Source organism: Streptomyces sp. NPDC003023 (genome assembly GCF_042888225.1).
Lineage (GTDB): Bacteria > Actinomycetota > Actinomycetes > Streptomycetales > Streptomycetaceae > Streptomyces.
Map to the genome: position 1 here is coordinate 126,277 of NZ_JBIAPL010000009.1, position 18,738 is coordinate 145,014.

Genomic DNA, 18,738 nt, shown 5'->3' on the forward strand with positions numbered 1-18,738 from the left:
CACGCCGGACGGCTCGTGTGCCGCGTCGGTGGCTGCGTGGCGCGCAGTTGGACCGTGACGAGAGGTCGGGGTGACCGCCCCCGGTGCGATCGCCGTGCGGCGGACGGGGTTCGGCTCAGGCTGCTGCCTGAGCTTCGGTGCGGCAGTCACGGCAGTGACCCGGCTGTGGGGCTCGGAAGCCGCGGTCGCACTTGTCGCAGTTGCGGAGCGGATCGGGGGCTCTCGGTGGAACGAGGACGGGCAACGGTGTCGGCAGGAGTGCGGTGAGGCGGTGGGCGAGGAGACCGGCGGGCTGCCGCAGGTGCTCGGGCAGGTCGGCGATGAGGGCGTGGCGCACGGCGTCGGGGGCGGCTTCCCGTTCGAGCCAGGCGGCTACGGCCGGGGCCAGGCGGCGGACGTCGTGCTCGGCCAGCAGCAGCCGGGGTTCGTGGCGGCGCAGGCCGGCGAGGAGGTCGGTGGCGGCGCGATGCCGCTCCAGGTCCGGAGTCTGCGGCTGGGGCAGCGGTGGGCGCGAAGCGCGCGGCGGCGTGGGGGGTGTGGGCGGCGTGGGCGACGCGGGCGACGCGGGGGGCTCCGGGGCCGGGACGGGCTTCGGCACGGGAGCGGGCTCCGGTGCAGGCTCCGGGGCCGGTACGGGTGCCGGAGCCGCCGGTGTGGCGGCCTGCGTCGGAGCCTGTGCCGGTGGCGTGGGTGTCGCGGCCGGGAGGGCGACGCGCGGCTGGTTGTACGAGACCGTCCGCGTCACCACCCGGCCGTCCGGCAGCCGCTCCAGCGTGCGCGACAGGTAGCGGTGTTCCTCCAGCTCCCGCAGGGCGGAGGCGATCCGGGCCTCGCTCTCCGGGAAGCGGTCGGTGAGCACCTTGATGCCGACCTTCGCCCCGTCGGGCAGCGACTGGATGTGCACGGCGAGCCCGATCGCGGTGAGCGACAACTGCCCGTGCTGGGCAAGGTGGTTGCCGACGATCGTGAAGCGGTTGGTGTGGATCGCGTTGACGTGGATCACGCCGAAGGCGGTGACACGGCCGGGAACGCGGGACGAGGCGCGCGAGGGCGCGGTAATCTGCTGGGTATCCATCGGGAAGCCCTAACTTCCTCGGTGGTCAGGCCCTCGTTCGAGATTCGCAGTCTCGGCCGGGGGCCGTCGCATGTCTGGGGTGGTCGCGGCGAGCATATGCCCGCCAACCCACCCGAAAACCAGGGCAATCGGTCAATGTCACCCGCGCGAGTGACTGGGGTCGTCGTGGGGTGGGGTGGGGCGGTGGGTTCTTTCTCCGTCCTTTCAAAGAAGTTCTTAAGTCTTTTGCGTCGTGCGCCGCCACGTCGCGCACAACCGCATCGCGGTAACCCACGACCCGGTGGCGGCCGTGCGGCAGGGCCCGTATCCACCACCCGAACCGAGCGGCGGACGGGGTGGCTGGGGGTGGCGTATTCGCTGTTCGGGCGCGGTGGCGGGAGCAGGCCGCATAGCGTGATCGTCAGGTGACTCACCGGCGTGGACGGGGTGTTGTACGCGTCGGGGGCGGACGTGTACGAGGCGCGCGGCGTGACGGGGTTCCACCGGGCGCGTTGGGCCAGGGATGGCCGGGCTGGGGAAGGCGGGTGGAGACCGTGGCGGACGGGACGACGACGGACATCGCGGGTGAGAGCGCGGAGGGCGACGGGGAAGAGGCGATGGCGGGCGACGCAGCCGCCGGGCGGGTGCCCGGGCCCCGCCCCGAGGACGATCCGGGACAGGGCATCGTCCACGCCTTCGGCCGCATGCTGAAACTGATGCGGACCCGGGCGGGCATCACACGGGAGGCGTTCGGCGCGCAGCTCGGATACTCGGCCTCAAGCATCGCGTCATTCGAGCAGGGGCGCCGGATTCCACCGCCGAGGTTGATCGAGCAGGCCGACAAACTCCTCGACGCGGGCGGCGTCCTCGCGGCGCTCAAGGACGAGGTGGCACGGGCCCAGTACCCCGCGTTCTTCCGCGACGCGGCGAGGCTGGAGGCCGAGGCGGTGGAGCTGCTGTCCTACGACACCCATGCCATGAAGGGGCTCCTCCAGACCGAGGAGTACATGCGCGCGATCCTGGGGATGCGGCGGCCGTTGCTCGACGAGGAGACGATCGAGCAGCGGGTCCAGGCACGGCTCGCCCGGCAGGAGATCTTCAATCGCTGGCCCGCACCGCTCTTGAGCTTCGTACTCGAGGAGTCGGTGCTGCGGCAAGGCTGGGGAGGCCAGGACGTACGCCGGGGCCAGCTGGAACAGCTTCTCCTCATCGGGGAGAAGCGAAACGTCGAGATTCAGGTGATGCCTCTCGACCGCGAGGACAACGCCGGGGTGGACGGACCGTTCACGGTGATCACCAAGCGGGACGGCAGTCAGTTCGTGTACATGGAGGTACAAGGACGCAGCAGCCTGCTCACCGAGCGGGAAGAGACCGTGCTCGCTGCTGCGCGCTATGGGATTATCCGGTCGCAGGCTCTCAGTCCGCGAGAGTCCCTGGGGTTCATCGAGAAGTTGCTGGGAGAGCTATGAACAACGCTGAAGCCTCGCCCGTCGCTCCGGAACTGGCATGGTTCAAGAGCAGCCACAGCGGTGCCGAAGGCGGCGATTGCGTGGAGGTGGCGACCGGTGCGACGACCGTTCACGTTCGGGACTCGAAGGACCTGAACGGGCCGATGTTGACGGTGTCGCCTCGGGCGTGGGCGGGGTTCGTCACCTCCGCCTGACGGCTGCCCGACGCTCACCGAGAGCCCTGCCGCGCACGCCTGGTGCACGGCAGGGCTCCCCTGCGTCTGCCTACGCGCCGTCCACGGCGGGGCCAGTGGTGTCGCCTGGTTCCCACCCGGCCGCGAGGAGCCGCCGCGTGAACTCCTTGTGCGCGGCACGCATCTCACGCCGACGGTTGGCGCGGTAAAGGGGGCCGGTGTAGCCGTCGGGGACGTTGGCCTCTTCGGGGAAGTCCTCGTGGGAACTGAGCCGCTTCCAGGCGTCCTTGGGCTGGCCGTACCCGTGCTGCTGGTGCGCCTTGGCAATCCGTCGGCCGGTGGCGTCGAACCACATGTTCTCCTCGTACTGCTGGAGTACGGGGAAGCGGGCGTTGTACATGGCGATGAGCTCGTCCGCGCTGATCCCGAGCCACACGGCGACGAGGGCGTCGATCTCGACGAGGGCCGCCCGGCGGGCGAACTCCGTGCGGAGGGGGGTGTCGGCGGTCCACGTGGGGCCGACGCCATCGCTCAGAGATAGGTGTGAGTCCGGCCAGTGTCCGCTTCCCGCCCAAGCTTCGCTCTTCCACGTCGGATCGTAGAGCTGCTCCCACAGCGCCGCGTAGATGGTGGTCTGGCAGTTCAGCCGAAGGGTTCGCATAATCAGCGACGTAGCCAATGGATGATCACGGGTAGGAGCCGGCAGGGCCTGGGCATCGGCTGTGTCGAGGTGCCCACGCCCAGAGGCACGCAACACATAGTCCAGCGCCAGGGAGGCAAAGAAGCCCGCCACAAGAACGTTCTGCTCGGCTGGCGCAATCGCGGCGCTACGCATGGCGTGGACGTGGGCAGCGCCTGGAGGAATCACGCAGGCGTAGAGGCTTCGCTCTGTGTCTGACGCGATCATCTCGCGCCATGCCACTCGATAGAGCTCCGAGTAAGGCCGCAGACTGGCCGCGTTGAGCAAGGCGAATGCCGCCTCCTCCTGCTCCTGCTCGTTCAGGTCTGGCTGTGCTTCGACCACATCTGTTTTGGCAGCAGCCACAGCCGCAGGAGTGCTGATCAACTGTTCGAAACGCTCGCTGTCAACCCATCGATCATGGGCTTCGACATAGAGGGAACGCTCAACAGAACGGCGGTAGTTGGTGTATGGAACCTGGTCCTCAGCCAGCCCCTCCGCGTTCCACATCTCCACCTGAAGTGACGTCCGGGCCCCGTCCACAGGCCGCTTGAAGAACGGCGTCGCGACCCCGATGAAGGGGCCTTGAAGGATCACGTCCTCCCAGGATTCCGCCGGGCCGGAGTCCCAGGTGAAGTAACCCGCCGTACGGTCCGTTTTCTCATTGAACCCTGAGCTGATGCGCGGCTCCAAAGCGCCCAACCTATGCGGCCACTTGGCTAGGGCCTTGATGGCGGATTCCTCGGCGACAGAGACCGGGAACAGCAGTTTGGTCTCCTCGACCGGGGGCGGATTCCCCTCTCCGGCCAGCTTGCGCCATTCCGCAAGAACCGAATGCGTGACGGTGACGACTCGGTCCTCATGTGGACGGACGTCCCAGGCCCCTTCGTGCTTGAGACCAGGATTCTCACCGATCGAGACACCGCGCACTGACCCGGTGAGCACAGAGGGGTGTACGAGCCAGCTGAGATGCTGGAAGCGGATCGGCCCTGTCCGCCCGTACACGTTGACGCTGAAGTGCGATGCATGTCCCACGGGCTTCGCGAAGAGGTAGAGCTGGTTGACGAAATCCGCGTGGAGCCGCAGATGCCCGTACGCCGCCCGGCGCAGCACTCCCTCGTTCCCACCCGTCAGGTGCGTGGACGGGTGGATGATGCCCGCCGTGCCCCTCTCCCCCGTCGCGCGCCAGGCGAGCAGCATGAACGCCCGATACATGTCCGGCCGCGTACCCACCAGTTCCGGATACGTGTCCGGAGACGAAAGGAACTCGGAGACACCTGCCACCGTCTCCAGCTCGCCCAGGTAGAACGACCGGTTCTTCGCAGCGCTCAGCAGCGAAGCGACGTTCTCGGCGCGGCCCTCTTCCGCCGCCTGCCCGCCCAGCACGAACCACGGGTCGATCTCCGCGAGGACCGTGTCCTCTTCCCACTCCTGCCGAACCCACGGCGGGTTCCCCACCATCAGGTCGAACCCGCCCGCCGCGAACACGTGCGCGTAGTCCAGCTCCCAGTGGAAGAATCCACGGTCCTCCGCGATGCGCTGGACGGTCTCGTACCAGGGGAACACGTCGCCCAGGTCGGCCGGTTCCTCCCAGGCGGACTGGTCGCGCATCACGTCGTCCAGTTCGCGTTCCTTCGCGTCCAGCCCGTCCAGGCTGCTCACGCCGCTGAACTCGACAAGCAGGCCCGTCCTGCCCTCCTCCGAGACCACGTCCACGCGGCCGACGACCGACTCGGCGAACTCGATCCAGTCGTCCAGCGACTTGAGCGCGACCTTCCGTTCGTGGCTGCTCGCCTGGCCCCGCTTGAGCGTCGTCAGGTCCAGGTCGCCGTCGAAGTAGGCGTCGCGGTCCGTGCCGTCGAGGAGGCCGATCTCCTCCAGCGGCCAGAACCACAGGGCGCACCAGGCGTCCATGACCTGCTTGAGCCGCCAGTACGGCCGGCCCGGTTCGAGGAGCGCCGCAAGGACCGCGTCGCGGTCCATGGGACGGCCGGCCCGTTCCCCCTCACGGTCGTCGGGCTCGAGGCCCCAGACGTCCAGGTCGCGGGCGATCTCCTGTTCCGAGAGCTCCAGCCGTCGCTTCACCAGGTCCCACAGGAACTCGACGCGCCGGGCGAGGGCCATCAGCCGGCCGGTCTGGGTCCGGCCGCCGATCTCCTCCTCGGCCTCACCTGCGGCAGGCACCGCCCGTGCCGTGGCCCGTGCCGGGGTCTCGGCGGCGCTCGCGCCCAGCGTCAACTGGCCGAGGAACGCCAGGTCGAGCATGCCCTGCTCCCCCGGCTGGAGTTCCTCCACGGGCGGCGCCACCACCGGCGCCGCCGCCTTGCGGGGCTTCGCACCGGACACCGGGCCGGTGGTGGTCTTCTGCGAGCCGCGCGGCTTGCGCCGCATCGCCGAGCGCCACTTCGCCAGCTGCTCGACGACCGATGGTTCGAGCCAGTCCACGACGTCACCGTCGACGACGGCCCGCACCGTCTGGTCGGCCGCGCCCTTCCTCGGCTTGCGCAGGCCGATCTTCTCGCCGATCGAGCCCCAGCCCCGGGCCGGCAGCAGGAACTGGTGCACCGCCCTGCCCGGCAGCTGCCGGCCGAGTGGGACGTGCCGGGGCAGTTCCGAGTCCTTGGCGGTGAGCCAGCGGCCCTTGCTCAGGTTCAGGCCCGGGTACACCTTGCGTGCCGCGCCGACGAGTGAGTTGCCACGGTGGAGGTGGAGGCCGTACCAGGGGGCCTTCATCCCCCGGTACATGGAGTTGAGCCACAGGGACACCTCGGCCAGTTCGACGGCCGTGTGGTTGAGGTCGACCCCGTAGGCATTGTGGAGGGCGATGTACGCCTTGACCTTCTGGAGCTCGCGGCCGTACTCCTCCGGGTCGATCTCCCGGCCGGTGTCACGCTTGGCGAGCCTGAGGTACAGCTCGGCGAGCTGGTTGACCGCCTCGTTGAGGAACGCGCCCGAGCCGAGGGCCGGTTCGCAGACCCGCCAGCGCAGCACCTCGGCGGCGGTGACGTCCGCGGCCTCCGGTGTCCTGGGGTCGATGGCCCCCTTGTCGTCGAGGCGGAATCGCAGCGTCTGCTCGACGGTCGCCTCGGTCAACGAGGCGGGCGTGTAGTAGGAGGCGCTGGTCTGCCGGTCGCGGCCCGCGAGACGGTAGACGAAGGTGCCGACCTCGTGCGGGCGCGGCATGGGCAGGCCGGTCTCGGGGTGGACGTCGGTGTCGACGAAGACGTTCTCGTCGCCCCGGTCCGGGTACCGCCCCGATTGGACCTGGTCACCGGTGATCAGCCAGGAGCCGCCCTTGGGGTCGGCGCCCTTGGCGACCTCGTACAGCGGCTCGGTGGCGATGAAGCCGGTGTAGGACATCAGGCCCTCGTACACGGCTCCGAGGTGGTTGATGCTGAGGTTGGCGTACGAGATGAAGCCGCCGCGACCGCCCCTGCCCTTTCCCTCCACGACGGTCAGGTTGCGGAGCACCTGGTGCAGGACCTTGTTGCGCAACCTCAGGTCGAGGTCGGCCGCCGGGGTGCCGCCGGGGCCGGTGAGGTGCGCGGGGGCGGGGACGAGGCGGCCGACGAGCTTGATGCCCTTCGGGTCGAAGAGGCGGGAGCGGAGCGCCTCGATGCGGACGTCGGCGTTGCCGTCGTCGGCGGTGAGCGGCGGGGGGTCGTCCGGGGTGAGCGGCAGGGTGCGGTCGCCGGTCGGCGAGGGTGCGGTCACCGGCACGGTGGCGGCGGAGCGGTCGGGGAGGTCGTCGCGGGAGGTGGCGATGTCAGCGGCCGGGTGGCCGTGGAAGACCTTGTCGAAGAGGAGTGCCAGCGACTCGTGGAAGTGATGGCCTTTGTGGGAGGTGCTGGGCAGCTTCTCCTGGACGCACAGTTCACGCAGGCGGGCGACGCTGTAACCGGCCGCGTACTCCTGGGACTTCATCGGCAGGACATCGAGATCGGGCCGGGCCTCGGCGTACAGCAGGAACACGATGCGGTACAGGTAGCGCAGTGCCTCGTCGGTGAGCCGCTTCGGCAGGTCGTCCGGCTTCCTGAGAGTGTCCGGCAGCCACTCGGGGAAGTCTTCGGGGTGCACGGCCCCCTGCTCGCGCGTCCGGGCGAGTTCCAGGACCTCGCCCGCGATGAGCTGGACCGATTCGCGCAGGCCGTGCCGCAGGTCGTCCGTGACGCCGACGGAGTGGTCGCGCGACTCGGCGACGAGGCGGGCGATCTCGTCGTCCGAGCCGTCCTCGCGAGGGCGCAGCGCCGGTGCGCCGAACAGAGCGGCGATGATGTCGAGTTCGCCGGCGGTGGCGGCCTTGGCGGACTTGCGGGGCAGTGCGGTGTCGAGGTCGACGGTGAGATGGCGGCCCCGGGAGAAGTTGTCCCGGTCGGCGAGGACCATGACCCCGCCGAAGAGCAGGATCGCGTAGCGGAGGTTCTCGTCGGCGGTGAGCAGCCAGGCCGCCAGGTCGGTGACCGTGGTCAGCTGCTTGCCGGGGGCGATGCGCACGGGGGCGGGGAGCCGGTTCGCGGGGGTGTCGCCGCGGGTCTCGCCCGGTTCCTGGGTGAAGCCGCCGGTGAGGACGACGAGCCCCGGCTCGTGGTGGGCGACGGGCACGGCGACGGGGCCGGCCGCGCCATGGGCGGTGAGGTGACCGGGGGTCGGTTCGAAGCCGAGGGCACGCAGCAGGGACGCGTGCCAGTCGGCGAGGCCGGTGCGCCAGACGCCTTCGTCGGTGTCGTCGTACGGCGGCAGGCCCGGGGCGGCGGGCAGGAAGGCCGGCGGTTCCTCCCCAGGAGGGGTGGTGCGCAGGATGTCGGCGGCGGCCTGCCGGCCGGCGACGGCCAGGGAGTCGGAGACCTCGTTGAACTTCTCGGCGAGGCCGCCGAGGTGGAGACGGGCGTCGAGATAGGGGGCGGTGAGGTCCCGCAGGCCCTGACGGGGAGTGGTGGCGCCCTGGCGTTCGCTCGCCGCCCACTGCTTGAGCAGACCCGCCTTCAGCTGCTTGGGCAGCATCTCGTCCAGGTAGTAGGGCGGGAAGTACTCGCCTTCGTTGATCAGCGCGTCGAATCTCACGCCTGCCGCTCCTGCCGCTGTCGCTCGTGGTCCGTGGTCCGCCGTGGGGCGGGGGTGTGCCCGCCGCCCGCCGGGGGTGCGGCGGCGGTGGTGGCGCGCCCGTCGTCCGCCAGAAGCCCGGCGGAGGCGGGGGTGCGGGTGGGGGTGCGGGTCATCCGGCGGGCTCCAGCACGGCGAGGACCCGGATCATCGGCTCGTCGCCCGCCGTGCGCATCCGCTCCGCCACGCGGCTCAGGGCTTCGGCGGTGGCGTCCTTGGCGGCCGAGGTGAAGCCGGGCAGTGTCTCCTGCCGCCAGTCGCCGACCTCGCGTTCATACGCCAGCAGGGGTGCGTCGACCTCGCGGGCGGCCTTGCGGCGCAGGCCGTCCATGGCGCGCCGGGTCTCAGCGACGGCCGCCGGCACGAGGGGCTGGAGCAGCGCCGGATCACCGGCGGCGAAGTGGTCGTCCATGCCGGGGCCGAGACCCAGCGCGGCCAGGTCGACCTGGGTCGGGTCACCCGCGTCGGCGGTGCGGACGAGGTGGCGGGCGCGAGGGGTGCGTCCGTCGCCGAGGCCGTCGACGGCGAGCCAGGCGACCACGGTGGGGCGGCCCTCGGCGTTGGACCAGACCCCCTGGGTGAGGAACACCGGCTCGGGGACCTGTTCGCGGTCGACCTGGAGGACGAGTGCCTGCTGGCGGCCGATCCGGACGAGGACCTTGTCGGTGATCCACTCCACGACCGGGTGGAGTTCCCCGACGTAGTGGGCGTCGGGCCACAAGGACAGCGAGTGGACGTCCTCGCGGGCGCGCTTCAGCGACTCGTCGGCGTTCTCCCGGCTGAAGGTGAGGTTCATCCGCCGGGTGATGCCGTGGTCGCGGAGGTAGCCGGCGGGCAGCACGTCGAGCCGGTCCGCGAGATCCGACGGGGTGGCGAAGCTCAGGTCGTCGCCCTCCAGCAGGGTCTCCAAACGGAACGCCTCCAGACTCTGGAGTTCTTCGAGGCCCGTGAGCACGTACTCCCGGCGGTCGGGGAAGAGCCGCAGCTCGTCGACGACCGGGATCGGCGGCAGGGCATCCGGGCCGTCGTGCACCGGGGCGGTGCCGGCAGACGCGGAGGACGCGGTGTCGTCGTCGGGCGCGAACAGGTCGTCGTCCAGACCGAGATCGAGGTCGAGGTCGAGGTCGAGGCCCGCCTCGGAGCCGGCGGCGAAGTCGACGGGGCCGGCACCGAACTCCGCGTTCAGCAACTGCGGTACGGGCAGCTCGCCGCCCTCCGCTGCGCCGGGCACCTCCAGATCCGCGACCGCGTCGCTACCGGTGGCACCGAGGAACAGGGCCTCCATGACGCGGACCTCCTCACGGTCCCCGTCGCTCTCCTTGGCCGCCGCCTCGACCGCGCCGAGCGCGAGGTGCACCTTCTCCTCGCGGGCCAGCACCTTCTGGGCGACCGCCGTGTCGTCGAGTGCGCCCTCGACGCCGCTGGTCATGAGCAGGGCGCGGAACTCGGGGGGCTCGCTCTGGCCATAACGGTCGATGCGGCCGTTGCGCTGCTCGACGCGGATCAGGCTCCAGGGCACGTCCCAGTGCACGAGGTGGTGGCACTGGCGGTGGAGGTTGACGCCCTCGGAGGCACCGTCACCGGTGAGGAGCACGCGTACGGCGCCGCCGGCGCGGGCGAACTCGTCGACGTACTCCATCTGCACCTTGTCGGAGGACGCGTCGCTGTGCATGACCTTGACGGCCGCCTGCGCGTCCTCGGGCCGCTTCCAGCCGAGCAGCGGCGGCAGGACCTCGCCGAGCCAGTTGAGCGTCTCCCTGCGTTCGGAGAACACCACGGCACGGGGCACGTTGCCCGCGCCGACGCCGATCGCACGCAACTCGGCGACCAGTGCGGAGAGTTTCGCGGTGGCCGTCGCGCCGCCGGGGGCGGTGGACTCGCGCTCGACGGCGCGCGCCAGGTTCACCAGGCGCAGCAGGGACGCGACGTCCGCCGGGGCGGCGGCCGGGTCTGCGGGTCGTGGGGCGTCGGTGACCTTGTCGTCGCCCTTGGGGAGCTTGTGGCCGAGCTGGGCGAGACGCCCGGCGGCCGTGGCGAACAGCGCCCGGTGCGAGGACAGGAACGACTTGAGGAGGACGTAAGGGAAGAGGCGTTCGTCTCCGGTCCGGGCGGCGCGGGCGGCCCGGCCGCCAAGGGTGGCGTCGGCTGGTGCGGAGTCGGCGGAGGCGGAGGCGGTGTCGGCGGGTGCGGCGAGCCAGTGTGCCGCCAGTTCGGCGAAGACCTGCTCCTCCAGATCACCCGCAGGGCAGGCAACGGGCCGGGTCTCGCCGCGCGGCGCCCAGCGTCTGTCCCCGAGCTGCTCCACGACCTCGGCGCTGCGCTTGGTGCGGCGGACCATGAGCGGCCGCAGCTCGTCGGCCTTCGGGTCGTCCGGGTCCTTGACGGCCATGGGGTCCAGCAGCCTCACCAGACCGGTGAAGTCGCGCATCACGCCGTTGTGCGGGGTGGCGCTGGCGAGGATCAGGGCGTCGCACCGGTCGGCGAGGAGTTCGGCGAGCTCACGGCGCTGGCTGCCCCGGTTGATGACGTTGTGGGATTCATCGATGACGACGGCGTCCCAGTGGATCTTCTCCAGCCAGGGGCGGTAGCGGCCCTTGTTCTTGAGCGTGTCCATGGAGATGATCACACGCTTGTAGAAGGTGAACGGGTTCCGCCCGGCAGGGATCTTCCGTTCGATACGGGCGATCCCGGCGCTGTCCAGGCGTACCAGGGGCAGCGAGAAACGGGTCCACATCTCGTGCTGGAACTGCTCCAGCACGGGGGCGGGGGTGACGACCAGGATGCGCTCGCCCCGGCCGCGGCGGATCAACTCACCGAGCAGGAAACCGATTTCAAGGGTCTTGCCGAGTCCGACCACGTCACCGACGAGCAGGCGAGGCCGCAGCGGGTTGTTCAGCGCCTTGACCGCCGGACGCAACTGGTAGTCCATGCGGTCCAGCAGGAAGCCGTCGGTGAGCGCGAGCCGGCGCTCGATCTGCGGCAGCGGGGTCTTGCGGAGGACGGCCTCCAGGAAGAGGCGGCCCCGTCGGAAGCCGGGTGAGGCGTCGGGCACGAGGGTGGTGTGCTCGGGACGCAGGATGCGGGGACGGTCGAGGGTGGGGACCAGGAAGCGGGCCTCCTGGCCGCGTACGAGCTCGGAGGCGCCGGTCGCCTCGACGACGTGCTCACCGGGGCGCGCCTCGGTGGTGCTGCGGACCACCCATTCCTCGTCGCGGACTTCGATCACCGTGCCGGCGGGGGGCGGGCCGTCGGCGGTGGCGGGTCCGGACGCCTCAGGGGACGCCTGCCCGGCGGGTGCCCCGGGAGCAGGCGCCGGGGCGGCGAGGGCGGGCTCCTGCGAGGTGCCGGGCACGGCGTCGGGCATGGCGGGCGGGTCCTTTCGGAGAGTGCGGTGCACGTGCGGAGCATGTGGGGAGGGGTCCGGAAGAAGCCTAGGTTCCCGGCCGGCCCGGTCGGCGAGGGGTCCGCGAACGTCACCCGGTCGTGACCGGGTGACCGCGGCGAGTCGCCGGGACGGCGTCAGGCGCGAGGCGCGAGGCGGACGCTGTGGGCGTACGCCTTGCGCAGTTCGGCCGCGACCCGCAGCGCCCCGGGCGCCGCCCGGCGGGGGGCCGGCGAACCGGCGCGCGGACCCGCGAGGCGGTAGCTGGTCGGGGCGGCGGGCTGTGCCCCGTGAGCGTCGGGCTCGCGTGTGCGGTCCGGATCGGGAGCCGGGTACGGATCGGGAGCCGGGTACGCGTCCGGGTCGAGAACCGTGGGCGGATGCTCGTCGCGGCCGGGGCGAGGGGAATCAGGTGCGCCGCCTGCGTGGCCCAGTCCATCGCCGCCCTCCGCCGGGCCGGGATCCAGAACAGCATCGGGGTCCGAAGCCTCGTCCGTCTCCTCGTCGAACATGTCGAAGAGGTCCTCGCCATCCCGCGCCACCCACGGCTCGTCCGGTGCGGCGCCCTCGTCCACGGCACGCTGCGCCGCCTCCCGTACCCGCAGATCCCCCGCCGCCTCGTCCAGGGCCGCCGCGGGAAGCCCGGGAACAAGCCCGGATGCCTCCACCACGTCCCGCAGCTGTGCGAACGCGTCCTCGGCGGTGAGGCCGTGACCGGCGAGCAGGTCGTGCAGAGCGTCCTCGGCCTCGTCGAGCGTAAGCCGGTTCGCCGGGACCTGGGTCACCAGCGCCTCGAGGAGCGGCCGGTACGCGTCGTCGATGCCCGCCCAGGACGGCGGCTCGTCGAGCGGGACGACAGGGTAGGGCGCGTCCCCGGTGAGGGCGTAGTAGAGCGAAGCGCCCATGGCGTACACGTCGGCGGTGTGATCGACGGTCTTCGGGTTCCTGAGCTGTTCCAGCGGCATGAAGGGAAGCGTGCCGAGCTGGGCGCTGCTCGTGGTCAGAGCCTGGCTCATGCGCCGCTCGGCGAGGACGGCGAGGCCGAAGTCGAGCACGACGGGCCCCTGCGGCCCGAGCACGATGTTCGCCGGCTTGAGGTCCCGGTGGTAGAGACCGGCGGCGTGGATGTCGCGCAGCGCCTCGACGAGCGCGAGGCCGAGCGCGCCGTACGGCCCCGTCGCCAGCGGCCCGCGGCCACTCACCAGAGTGCCGAGCGACGGGCCGTGGACGAACTCCATGGCCAGCCACGGCTTGTCCGCCCCGGCGGCCGACCCCACCAGCGCCGGCACGCGGGGCCCGGTGACGGCCCGGACGGCGTCGATCTCCCGGGAGAACCTGATCCGTACCTCGCGTTCCTTCGCGGGTTCGGGATCACGGAGCAGATAGGGCTGGATCATTTTGACGACCACGAGCCGCGGTCCGTCCGACGGCTCGTCGCCGTCCGGGACCTGGAGCGCGTAGGCGTCCTCCCACCTGGGCGCGAGGCCGTCGAGCGGCAGCCAACGAGCCAGGTAGGCGCGCCCCATGCCACCTGCTCCCAGCAGCTTGAGAAGCTCGAACGGCCCGAGGACCGGAGCATCCGGCACGTCGTCCTGTGCTTGCGTATGCGGCATCGGCGTCCCGTTCCCCCACCTGCTCGGACGTGCGCACCAGCCGCGGGCGGTGCCACGGCGGCCGGTCGAAGCGGACGGCCGGGTGCCCACCCCGGCCGGTGATCAGTCTACGGCCGGACCGGGTACGGCGAGGTGCTTCAAGGAGCCCGGTCCGCCCGGCCGGTGACCGAAAATCGCCGTTGTGCGGTGCCGGCGCGTGATCGGATGATCGCTGGTTCACATGGTTGCGGCGAGGGGATCTGGTGGCATGCGTGCTTGGGTGGTCAGAGCCGGACGGAACGGCGAACGGGAGCGGGAAGCGCTCGACGCGGGGGTCGTCCTCGCCGGCTGGCTCGAAGTCCCCGACCTGACCGGCAGCACCTCGCGGCAGGCGATCAGGGCCGCCGTCGACGCCGCCTACCCCGAAGAGGGCACATACACGCTCGGCAACTGGACGGGCCAACTACACCGCTTCCGCAACGAGATCGCGGTCGGTGACCTGATGGTGCTGCCGCAGCGCGCCGGGCTGGTGGCGATCGGCCATGTCGACGGCGACTACGAGTACCAGCCCGACCGTGCGGACGGTTTCCCGCACGTGCGACGGGTGAAGTGGCGTGTGAAGGACGCCGGACGCGACCGGTTCCGGCCGGATCTGCTCAACAGCATGGGCTCCCTGCTCACGGTCTTCGAACTCAGCCGCTTCGGCGCGGCCGAACGGATCGCCGCCATAGCCGACACCGGCGCCGATCCCGGACGCTCGGACGCTGACGAACTCGCGACCACCCTGACCGAGCCCGCCAGACTCTACGAGGAGGTCCGGCGGCGGGGAACGGACGACCCGCTCAAGCTGTCCGTACGCGACCTGCTGGGCATCTGGGGCGTGCAGCGCCGCTCCGCGGCGGCCGCGGACGAGATCGCGGCCGAGCTCACAGTCCGCGGGCTGGTCACCGTTCCGCCGTTCACCGAGGGAAGCCTCGACAGCACGGTCGCCGTGCTCCCCGCCGGGTCCGAGCCAGGCCAGGAACGCACCAGTGACCTCACCCGCTCCGGCATCACGGTCGTCGAGACCGAGGCGCAGGCCATCGCATACCACGTGAGCAACCTGGAGGCCGCTGACCGCAAGCCGGAGTTCGTCCGTGCCGGGGACAGCCTGCGCTCCGCCATGACCCTGATGGTCCTGCGCGGCTACAGCCAACTGCCCGTCCTCGACGAGGACGACCGGCTGCGCGGTGTCGTCAGCTGGGAGTCGATCGGACGGGCCCGAATGTCCGATCCCGAGGCCGGTCTCGCCGCGGCGACGGTCACTGCCCGCGAGGCGGACCGGTCCGACGATCTCCTCGACTGGATTCCGGAGGTCCAGCGCAACGGCTACATCCTGGTGCGCGACCACGACCACAAAGTGTGCGGCCTTATCACCGCCGCCGACCTCACAGTCCAGTTCGGCACGCGGGTACGGCCGTTCGTGCTGCTCGAGGAGATCGAGCAGCGCCTGCGCCGCGCTGTGGACGCGGCCCTGCCGCTGGAGAACATCCGGGCCGTTGTGCCACCACGGAGAGCGGCAAAGGTCCACTCGGCAGCGGACCTCACGCTGGGGGCGTACGACCATCTGCTGAAAGCGGACGAGAACTGGGCGCTCCTCGACTGGGAGATCGACCAGCAGTTGTTCCTCACGGCTCTGAGAGAGTGCCGTGGGTTCCGCAACAGCCTCATGCACTTCAGCCCTGATCCGATCACCGACGAGCAGCTTCGCCCGGTGCAGGGACTGCTGGATCTGATGCGCTCCCTCGACCCGCGTTCCTGACTTCACGGAAGGTGGATCCGGGTACGGGGAACTCCGGGGCTCCAGGCCCCGAGGGGGTCAGGACGTGGCGGGACCCGGGAGTCGTATCCAGCTCCCGGGTCCCTGGGGATGCCACCCAATTGCGCACGCCAGTGGCCTTTAAGAGTACGGATCAGTCATCAGGCCGTCGTGTTCTTCCTTTGAACTACCGCACCGTGTGAGAGGTGCAGGCGGGATTCGAACCAGCATCCGCCGGCGTTCGTCCGTACCCGGTCGATCTGGCGATCGGTGGCGATGCTGAAGCTGGAGCGAGAGTCTGAGTTTGATCGCGGCTGCCTCTGCCATGTTGGGCCACCCCGGCCTGTGTTGGTGCCGGGGGAAGGACTCGAACCTTCACTGTCACCGCGTCTTCAGGCTGAACCTCAGTTTCAGCTTGCGCCCATCGCACGGACCGGTCCTCAGTTCCGGTCCGCGCCTGTTGCGCACCCCCGCGCTCGCACGCGGGGGCGATTGTGGGGCCGGCGGCGGTAAGGCGCCGGCGGGGTCGCGGTCAGCCGAAGAGGTAGCCGAACACCGCGTCGCCGACCCGCTGGTCGGTGACCTCGGCGCTGTTGGCCTCCTCGCGGGCGAACTTCACCGCGTGCTGCAGCTTCTCGACGCGCTCCAGCAGCTCGTTGACCCGCTTCGCGGGAAGGGCTCCGGAGAACTTGACCGTCGTCCAGTAGCCGATCGGGACGTCCTCGTAGTACACCTCGACCTGCGCCGGGTGCTTGTCCGTCGCTTCGGCCTTGACGTGGTTGCGCGGGACCTTCTTCGTACGGATCGTGCGTACGGGGTCCGTCTTCCACCAGTCCGTCGACGGGTCGAGCGACCAGGACTCCGCGGCGTCCAACACGGGCAGCTTCTTCACGAAGGTGTGCAGGTCGGTGAGTTGCTTCTCCAGGAAGAGCAGGTAGCTCACCGGCGCGTCCGCCACGACGGTCCGCCCGTCGACTACGACGTCCGCGCGAGCTGTGCAGTTGGCCCAGTCCTTGGTGGCCACGACGTCGAACAGCCGGGTCAGCGATCCCGACATCTCCCGCAGCGCGTCCTCGGCCTTCATCTGCACCCGTGTCGACTCGGGCGGCAGTTGCTCGCCCTCCTCGTCCTTCGGCTGGTAGGTGCGCGAGATGCCGGCCAGCAGCGCGGGCTTCTGGACCTTGTGGTGGGCCGCGGTGATGTCCTGGAGCGACTTGCTCTTGACGCCTTTTTCCACGGCGATGATCTGATTGAGCTTCGCCACTTCTCCCCCTTCGAACAGTGTCGAACCTACCTCAGGGAACGGGGTCGGGTCCTCTGATTTCCCGGCGCCCGTGCGTGCGGGGGGGACCTCAGGCCGAAGGCTTGATGTGACAGATCGTTCACGGCTCTGTCGTGGTTGCGCACCGTGCGGGAGTCGGCCGAAAAGTGACGGTTAGTGTTTCGGCGTTCATTCACGCAGAGACAACGTGCAGAGACAACAGGGGGCGGGCATGGAGCGACGTAACACCCGGGCGGTATCGCGAAGGCAGGCATTGCGGCTGGCCGGGACCGGGCTGGGGCTCGCCGCGCTGGGGGCCGGTGCATGGGGGTGCACGCCCGAGGAGGAGCTGGGGGCTGCGGGCGGCGGCTCGGCCGCGCCCGGTGGGGACAAGGGCGGTGACTCGTTCACCACACCGCCGCCCGGCACCGCGCCGAAGCCCCTGTGGCAGGCGGACACCGTGAACAACAGCCTGGCCGGCATCGGCGCTCTCGCGGTCGTCGGGGACCTCGTCCTGGTTTCCGGTGACCCGCTCGTCGCCCGTGACGTCACGACCGGCGAGGAGAAATGGTCCCGCGCGGGTGTCACCGTCCCGGGAGCGAACCTCATTCTCGGCGGCGGGACGATCTACCTCGCCAGCGCCGAGTACGACGGCGACGTCGTGGGTCTCGATCCGGTCACCGGGAAGGAGTCCTGGCGGAGCCGGCTCGGCAAGGAGTACAGCCAGCCGCGCCCCGTCGCCGCCGACGACCGGCACGTGTATGTCTTCGCCGGCATCTTCGAGAAGGACTTCACGACACCGAACAACGTCGTGGCCGCGATCGACACCACCTCCGGCAAAGTGGTCTGGCGCGAGCAGCGCGACGCGGGCACCGAGGACAACGGCATCACCGCCCAGGTCATCGGCAGGCACCTCGCCTACACGGACTTCCGCAAGAACGTGACCGTACGCGACACCGCGACGGGCAAGCAGGTGTGGACGAAGAAGATCGACCGGTTCAACAACCGGCGTTTCGCCGTGCACGAGGGCCTGATGATCGTCGCCGACGGTCAGCGGCTGCGGGCCTTCGAGGTGGCCGACGGCACGGAGCGCTGGACGCTCAAGACGGACGACTTCGGCATGTTCAACGACCCGCAGGTGCTGGACGGCGTGCTGTACGTCTCCGACCGGCTGCGCGGCATGCGGGCGGTCGACCCGGTCACCGGCGAGATCGTCTGGCACAACGAGGACCTGCTGGAGAGGGCCGCGTACGCCTGGCAGTTCACGAAGACCGGCAACACCGTGTACGGGGCGAGTCAGCTGGACGACGACGGCGGCGTCCACGCCTTCGACGCGGGGACGGGCAAGCTGCGCTGGACGTACAACGACGGCACCGGTGACATCCAGCGGTGGTACGTGGTGGGAGCGGGCAAGCGGCTCGCCGTCATGCACGGCAAGCGTCTGTACGCCCTCCCGGCCGTCTGAGCCGGGTGCCCGACGGTCCTCCCGTGATCGGGGAAGACCGTCGGGCGGCCCACCGTCGTGGGGACGTCAGGTTCCTGTACGTCGCGCCACCCGTCCCGGAGGATTCCGTGACCGTCGCCGTCCGACTGCTCGCCGTCGTCGCCGCCCCCTCGCCCCGGCGACGCCCGACGCGCCGGAAGTTCCGCATGACCGGTTCACTCCCCGCCTGTTGACGTGTAATCGCCGTCCGCCGACTCCACCCGCTGTTTCCCGGACTGTCGCACCTCGTGCTCAGCCACGTCCGGCGATCCGGTCGGCGACGGACCGTGCCATCGGTACGGCCTGCCAAACGGGCAGTGCCGCCTTGCGCTTCGCCACCGTGGCGACCGCCAGGTCGACTGCCTCGACGAGACGGGCCGCCAGGTGTGCGGCCACGCCCTCGGGGCCTTCGTCGCACACCTCGTCCGGCACCGCCACCTGGACCATGATCAGACGTTCGCGCCGCGACAGGCTCCCACTGCGGACACCTTCGTAATCCGGCGCCATGAGTGGTCCGGGGATGTGGAAGACCACGTCGACGCCCGTCTCGTCCTCGGACGGCGTCCAGGGTGCTTCGTCAGCAAGTCTCGCAAGAAGGCCCACACCGTCCGACAGCGGCCTGTTGCGGGCGGTGGGTCCGCCCACCACGGCTCCCACGAACAACGGCGCCCAGGAGTCGTCCTCGACTGCCACGCTCTCTCCTTCTGTGATCCGGATGCTCCCGGTCCCGCCGGGCGGTCCCTCACG

The 18,738-nt window shown here is 70.5% G+C and carries 11 protein-coding genes; 4 read left to right on the forward strand and 7 right to left on the reverse strand.

Annotation, left to right across the window (positions count from 1 at the left end; genetic code table 11):
- Nucleotides 1-115 precede the first annotated feature (115 nt).
- On the reverse strand, nucleotides 116-1,075 hold the full coding sequence (locus ACFYV1_RS26545; protein WP_389398100.1) for a helix-turn-helix domain-containing protein: 960 nt from the start codon (nucleotides 1,073-1,075) through the stop codon (nucleotides 116-118).
- A gap of 596 nt (nucleotides 1,076-1,671) precedes the next feature.
- On the opposite strand from ACFYV1_RS26545, the gene ACFYV1_RS26550 reads away from it, so the two are divergent.
- Together ACFYV1_RS26550 and ACFYV1_RS26555 are read left to right on the forward strand one after the other, a co-directional pair.
- On the forward strand, nucleotides 1,672-2,523 hold the full coding sequence (locus tag ACFYV1_RS26550; RefSeq protein WP_389398238.1) for a helix-turn-helix domain-containing protein: 852 nt from the start codon (nucleotides 1,672-1,674) through the stop codon (nucleotides 2,521-2,523).
- Nucleotides 2,520-2,717 carry a DUF397 domain-containing protein gene (locus ACFYV1_RS26555; RefSeq protein ID WP_389398101.1) on the forward strand — a complete coding sequence of 66 codons (198 nt, stop codon included), beginning with the start codon at nucleotides 2,520-2,522 and terminating at the stop codon, nucleotides 2,715-2,717. Before ACFYV1_RS26550 ends, ACFYV1_RS26555 begins: the two co-directional genes overlap by 4 nt.
- A 70-nt stretch (nucleotides 2,718-2,787) precedes the next feature.
- Here the strand turns inward: ACFYV1_RS26555 and ACFYV1_RS26560 are convergent, their stop codons facing one another.
- From ACFYV1_RS26560 to ACFYV1_RS26575, 4 genes are all read right to left on the reverse strand, one after another.
- Nucleotides 2,788-8,436, reverse strand: coding sequence for an Eco57I restriction-modification methylase domain-containing protein (locus tag ACFYV1_RS26560; RefSeq protein ID WP_389398102.1), 5,649 nt, complete (start codon nucleotides 8,434-8,436; stop codon nucleotides 2,788-2,790).
- Nucleotides 8,433-8,591, reverse strand: coding sequence for a hypothetical protein (locus ACFYV1_RS26565; RefSeq protein ID WP_389398103.1), 159 nt, complete (start codon nucleotides 8,589-8,591; stop codon nucleotides 8,433-8,435). The genes ACFYV1_RS26560 and ACFYV1_RS26565 overlap by 4 nt, the downstream gene beginning before the upstream one ends.
- Nucleotides 8,588-11,839 carry an SNF2-related protein gene (locus ACFYV1_RS26570; protein WP_389398104.1) on the reverse strand — a complete coding sequence of 1,084 codons (3,252 nt, stop codon included), beginning with the start codon at nucleotides 11,837-11,839 and terminating at the stop codon, nucleotides 8,588-8,590. Before ACFYV1_RS26570 ends, ACFYV1_RS26565 begins: the two co-directional genes overlap by 4 nt.
- A gap of 155 nt (nucleotides 11,840-11,994) precedes the next feature.
- Entirely contained in the window at nucleotides 11,995-13,470 is a 1,476-nt protein-coding gene (locus ACFYV1_RS26575) for a serine/threonine-protein kinase (protein ID WP_389398105.1), read from the reverse strand.
- A 247-nt stretch (nucleotides 13,471-13,717) separates the two neighbouring features.
- On the opposite strand from ACFYV1_RS26575, the gene ACFYV1_RS26580 reads away from it, so the two are divergent.
- Nucleotides 13,718-15,250, forward strand: a complete 1,533-nt coding sequence (locus tag ACFYV1_RS26580) for a CBS domain-containing protein (RefSeq protein ID WP_389398106.1) — start codon at nucleotides 13,718-13,720, stop codon at nucleotides 15,248-15,250.
- A gap of 529 nt (nucleotides 15,251-15,779) precedes the next feature.
- Here the strand turns inward: ACFYV1_RS26580 and ACFYV1_RS26585 are convergent.
- On the reverse strand, nucleotides 15,780-16,511 hold the full coding sequence (locus ACFYV1_RS26585; protein WP_389398107.1) for a hypothetical protein: 732 nt from the start codon (nucleotides 16,509-16,511) through the stop codon (nucleotides 15,780-15,782).
- A 229-nt stretch (nucleotides 16,512-16,740) separates the two neighbouring features.
- Between ACFYV1_RS26585 and ACFYV1_RS26590 the strand changes: the two genes are divergently transcribed.
- Complete coding sequence (locus ACFYV1_RS26590; RefSeq protein ID WP_389398108.1) at nucleotides 16,741-17,973, forward strand: PQQ-binding-like beta-propeller repeat protein; 1,233 nt, start codon at nucleotides 16,741-16,743, stop codon at nucleotides 17,971-17,973.
- Between the two features lie 270 nt (nucleotides 17,974-18,243).
- Here the strand turns inward: ACFYV1_RS26590 and ACFYV1_RS26595 are convergent, their stop codons facing one another.
- On the reverse strand, nucleotides 18,244-18,684 hold the full coding sequence (locus ACFYV1_RS26595; protein WP_389398109.1) for a hypothetical protein: 441 nt from the start codon (nucleotides 18,682-18,684) through the stop codon (nucleotides 18,244-18,246).
- Nucleotides 18,685-18,738 lie beyond the last annotated feature (54 nt).

Coding starts and splice junctions, on each gene's coding strand:
- ACFYV1_RS26545 (WP_389398100.1), bottom strand. CDS start 1,075: ATGGATACCCAGCAGATTACCGCGCCCTCGCGCGCCTCGTCCCGCGTT.
- ACFYV1_RS26550 (WP_389398238.1), top strand. CDS start 1,672: ATGGCGGGCGACGCAGCCGCCGGGCGGGTGCCCGGGCCCCGCCCCGAG.
- ACFYV1_RS26555 (WP_389398101.1), top strand. CDS start 2,520: ATGAACAACGCTGAAGCCTCGCCCGTCGCTCCGGAACTGGCATGGTTC.
- ACFYV1_RS26565 (WP_389398103.1), bottom strand. CDS start 8,591: ATGACCCGCACCCCCACCCGCACCCCCGCCTCCGCCGGGCTTCTGGCG.
- ACFYV1_RS26570 (WP_389398104.1), bottom strand. CDS start 11,839: ATGCCCGACGCCGTGCCCGGCACCTCGCAGGAGCCCGCCCTCGCCGCC.
- ACFYV1_RS26575 (WP_389398105.1), bottom strand. CDS start 13,470: ATGCCGCATACGCAAGCACAGGACGACGTGCCGGATGCTCCGGTCCTC.
- ACFYV1_RS26580 (WP_389398106.1), top strand. CDS start 13,718: ATGCGTGCTTGGGTGGTCAGAGCCGGACGGAACGGCGAACGGGAGCGG.
- ACFYV1_RS26590 (WP_389398108.1), top strand. CDS start 16,741: ATGGAGCGACGTAACACCCGGGCGGTATCGCGAAGGCAGGCATTGCGG.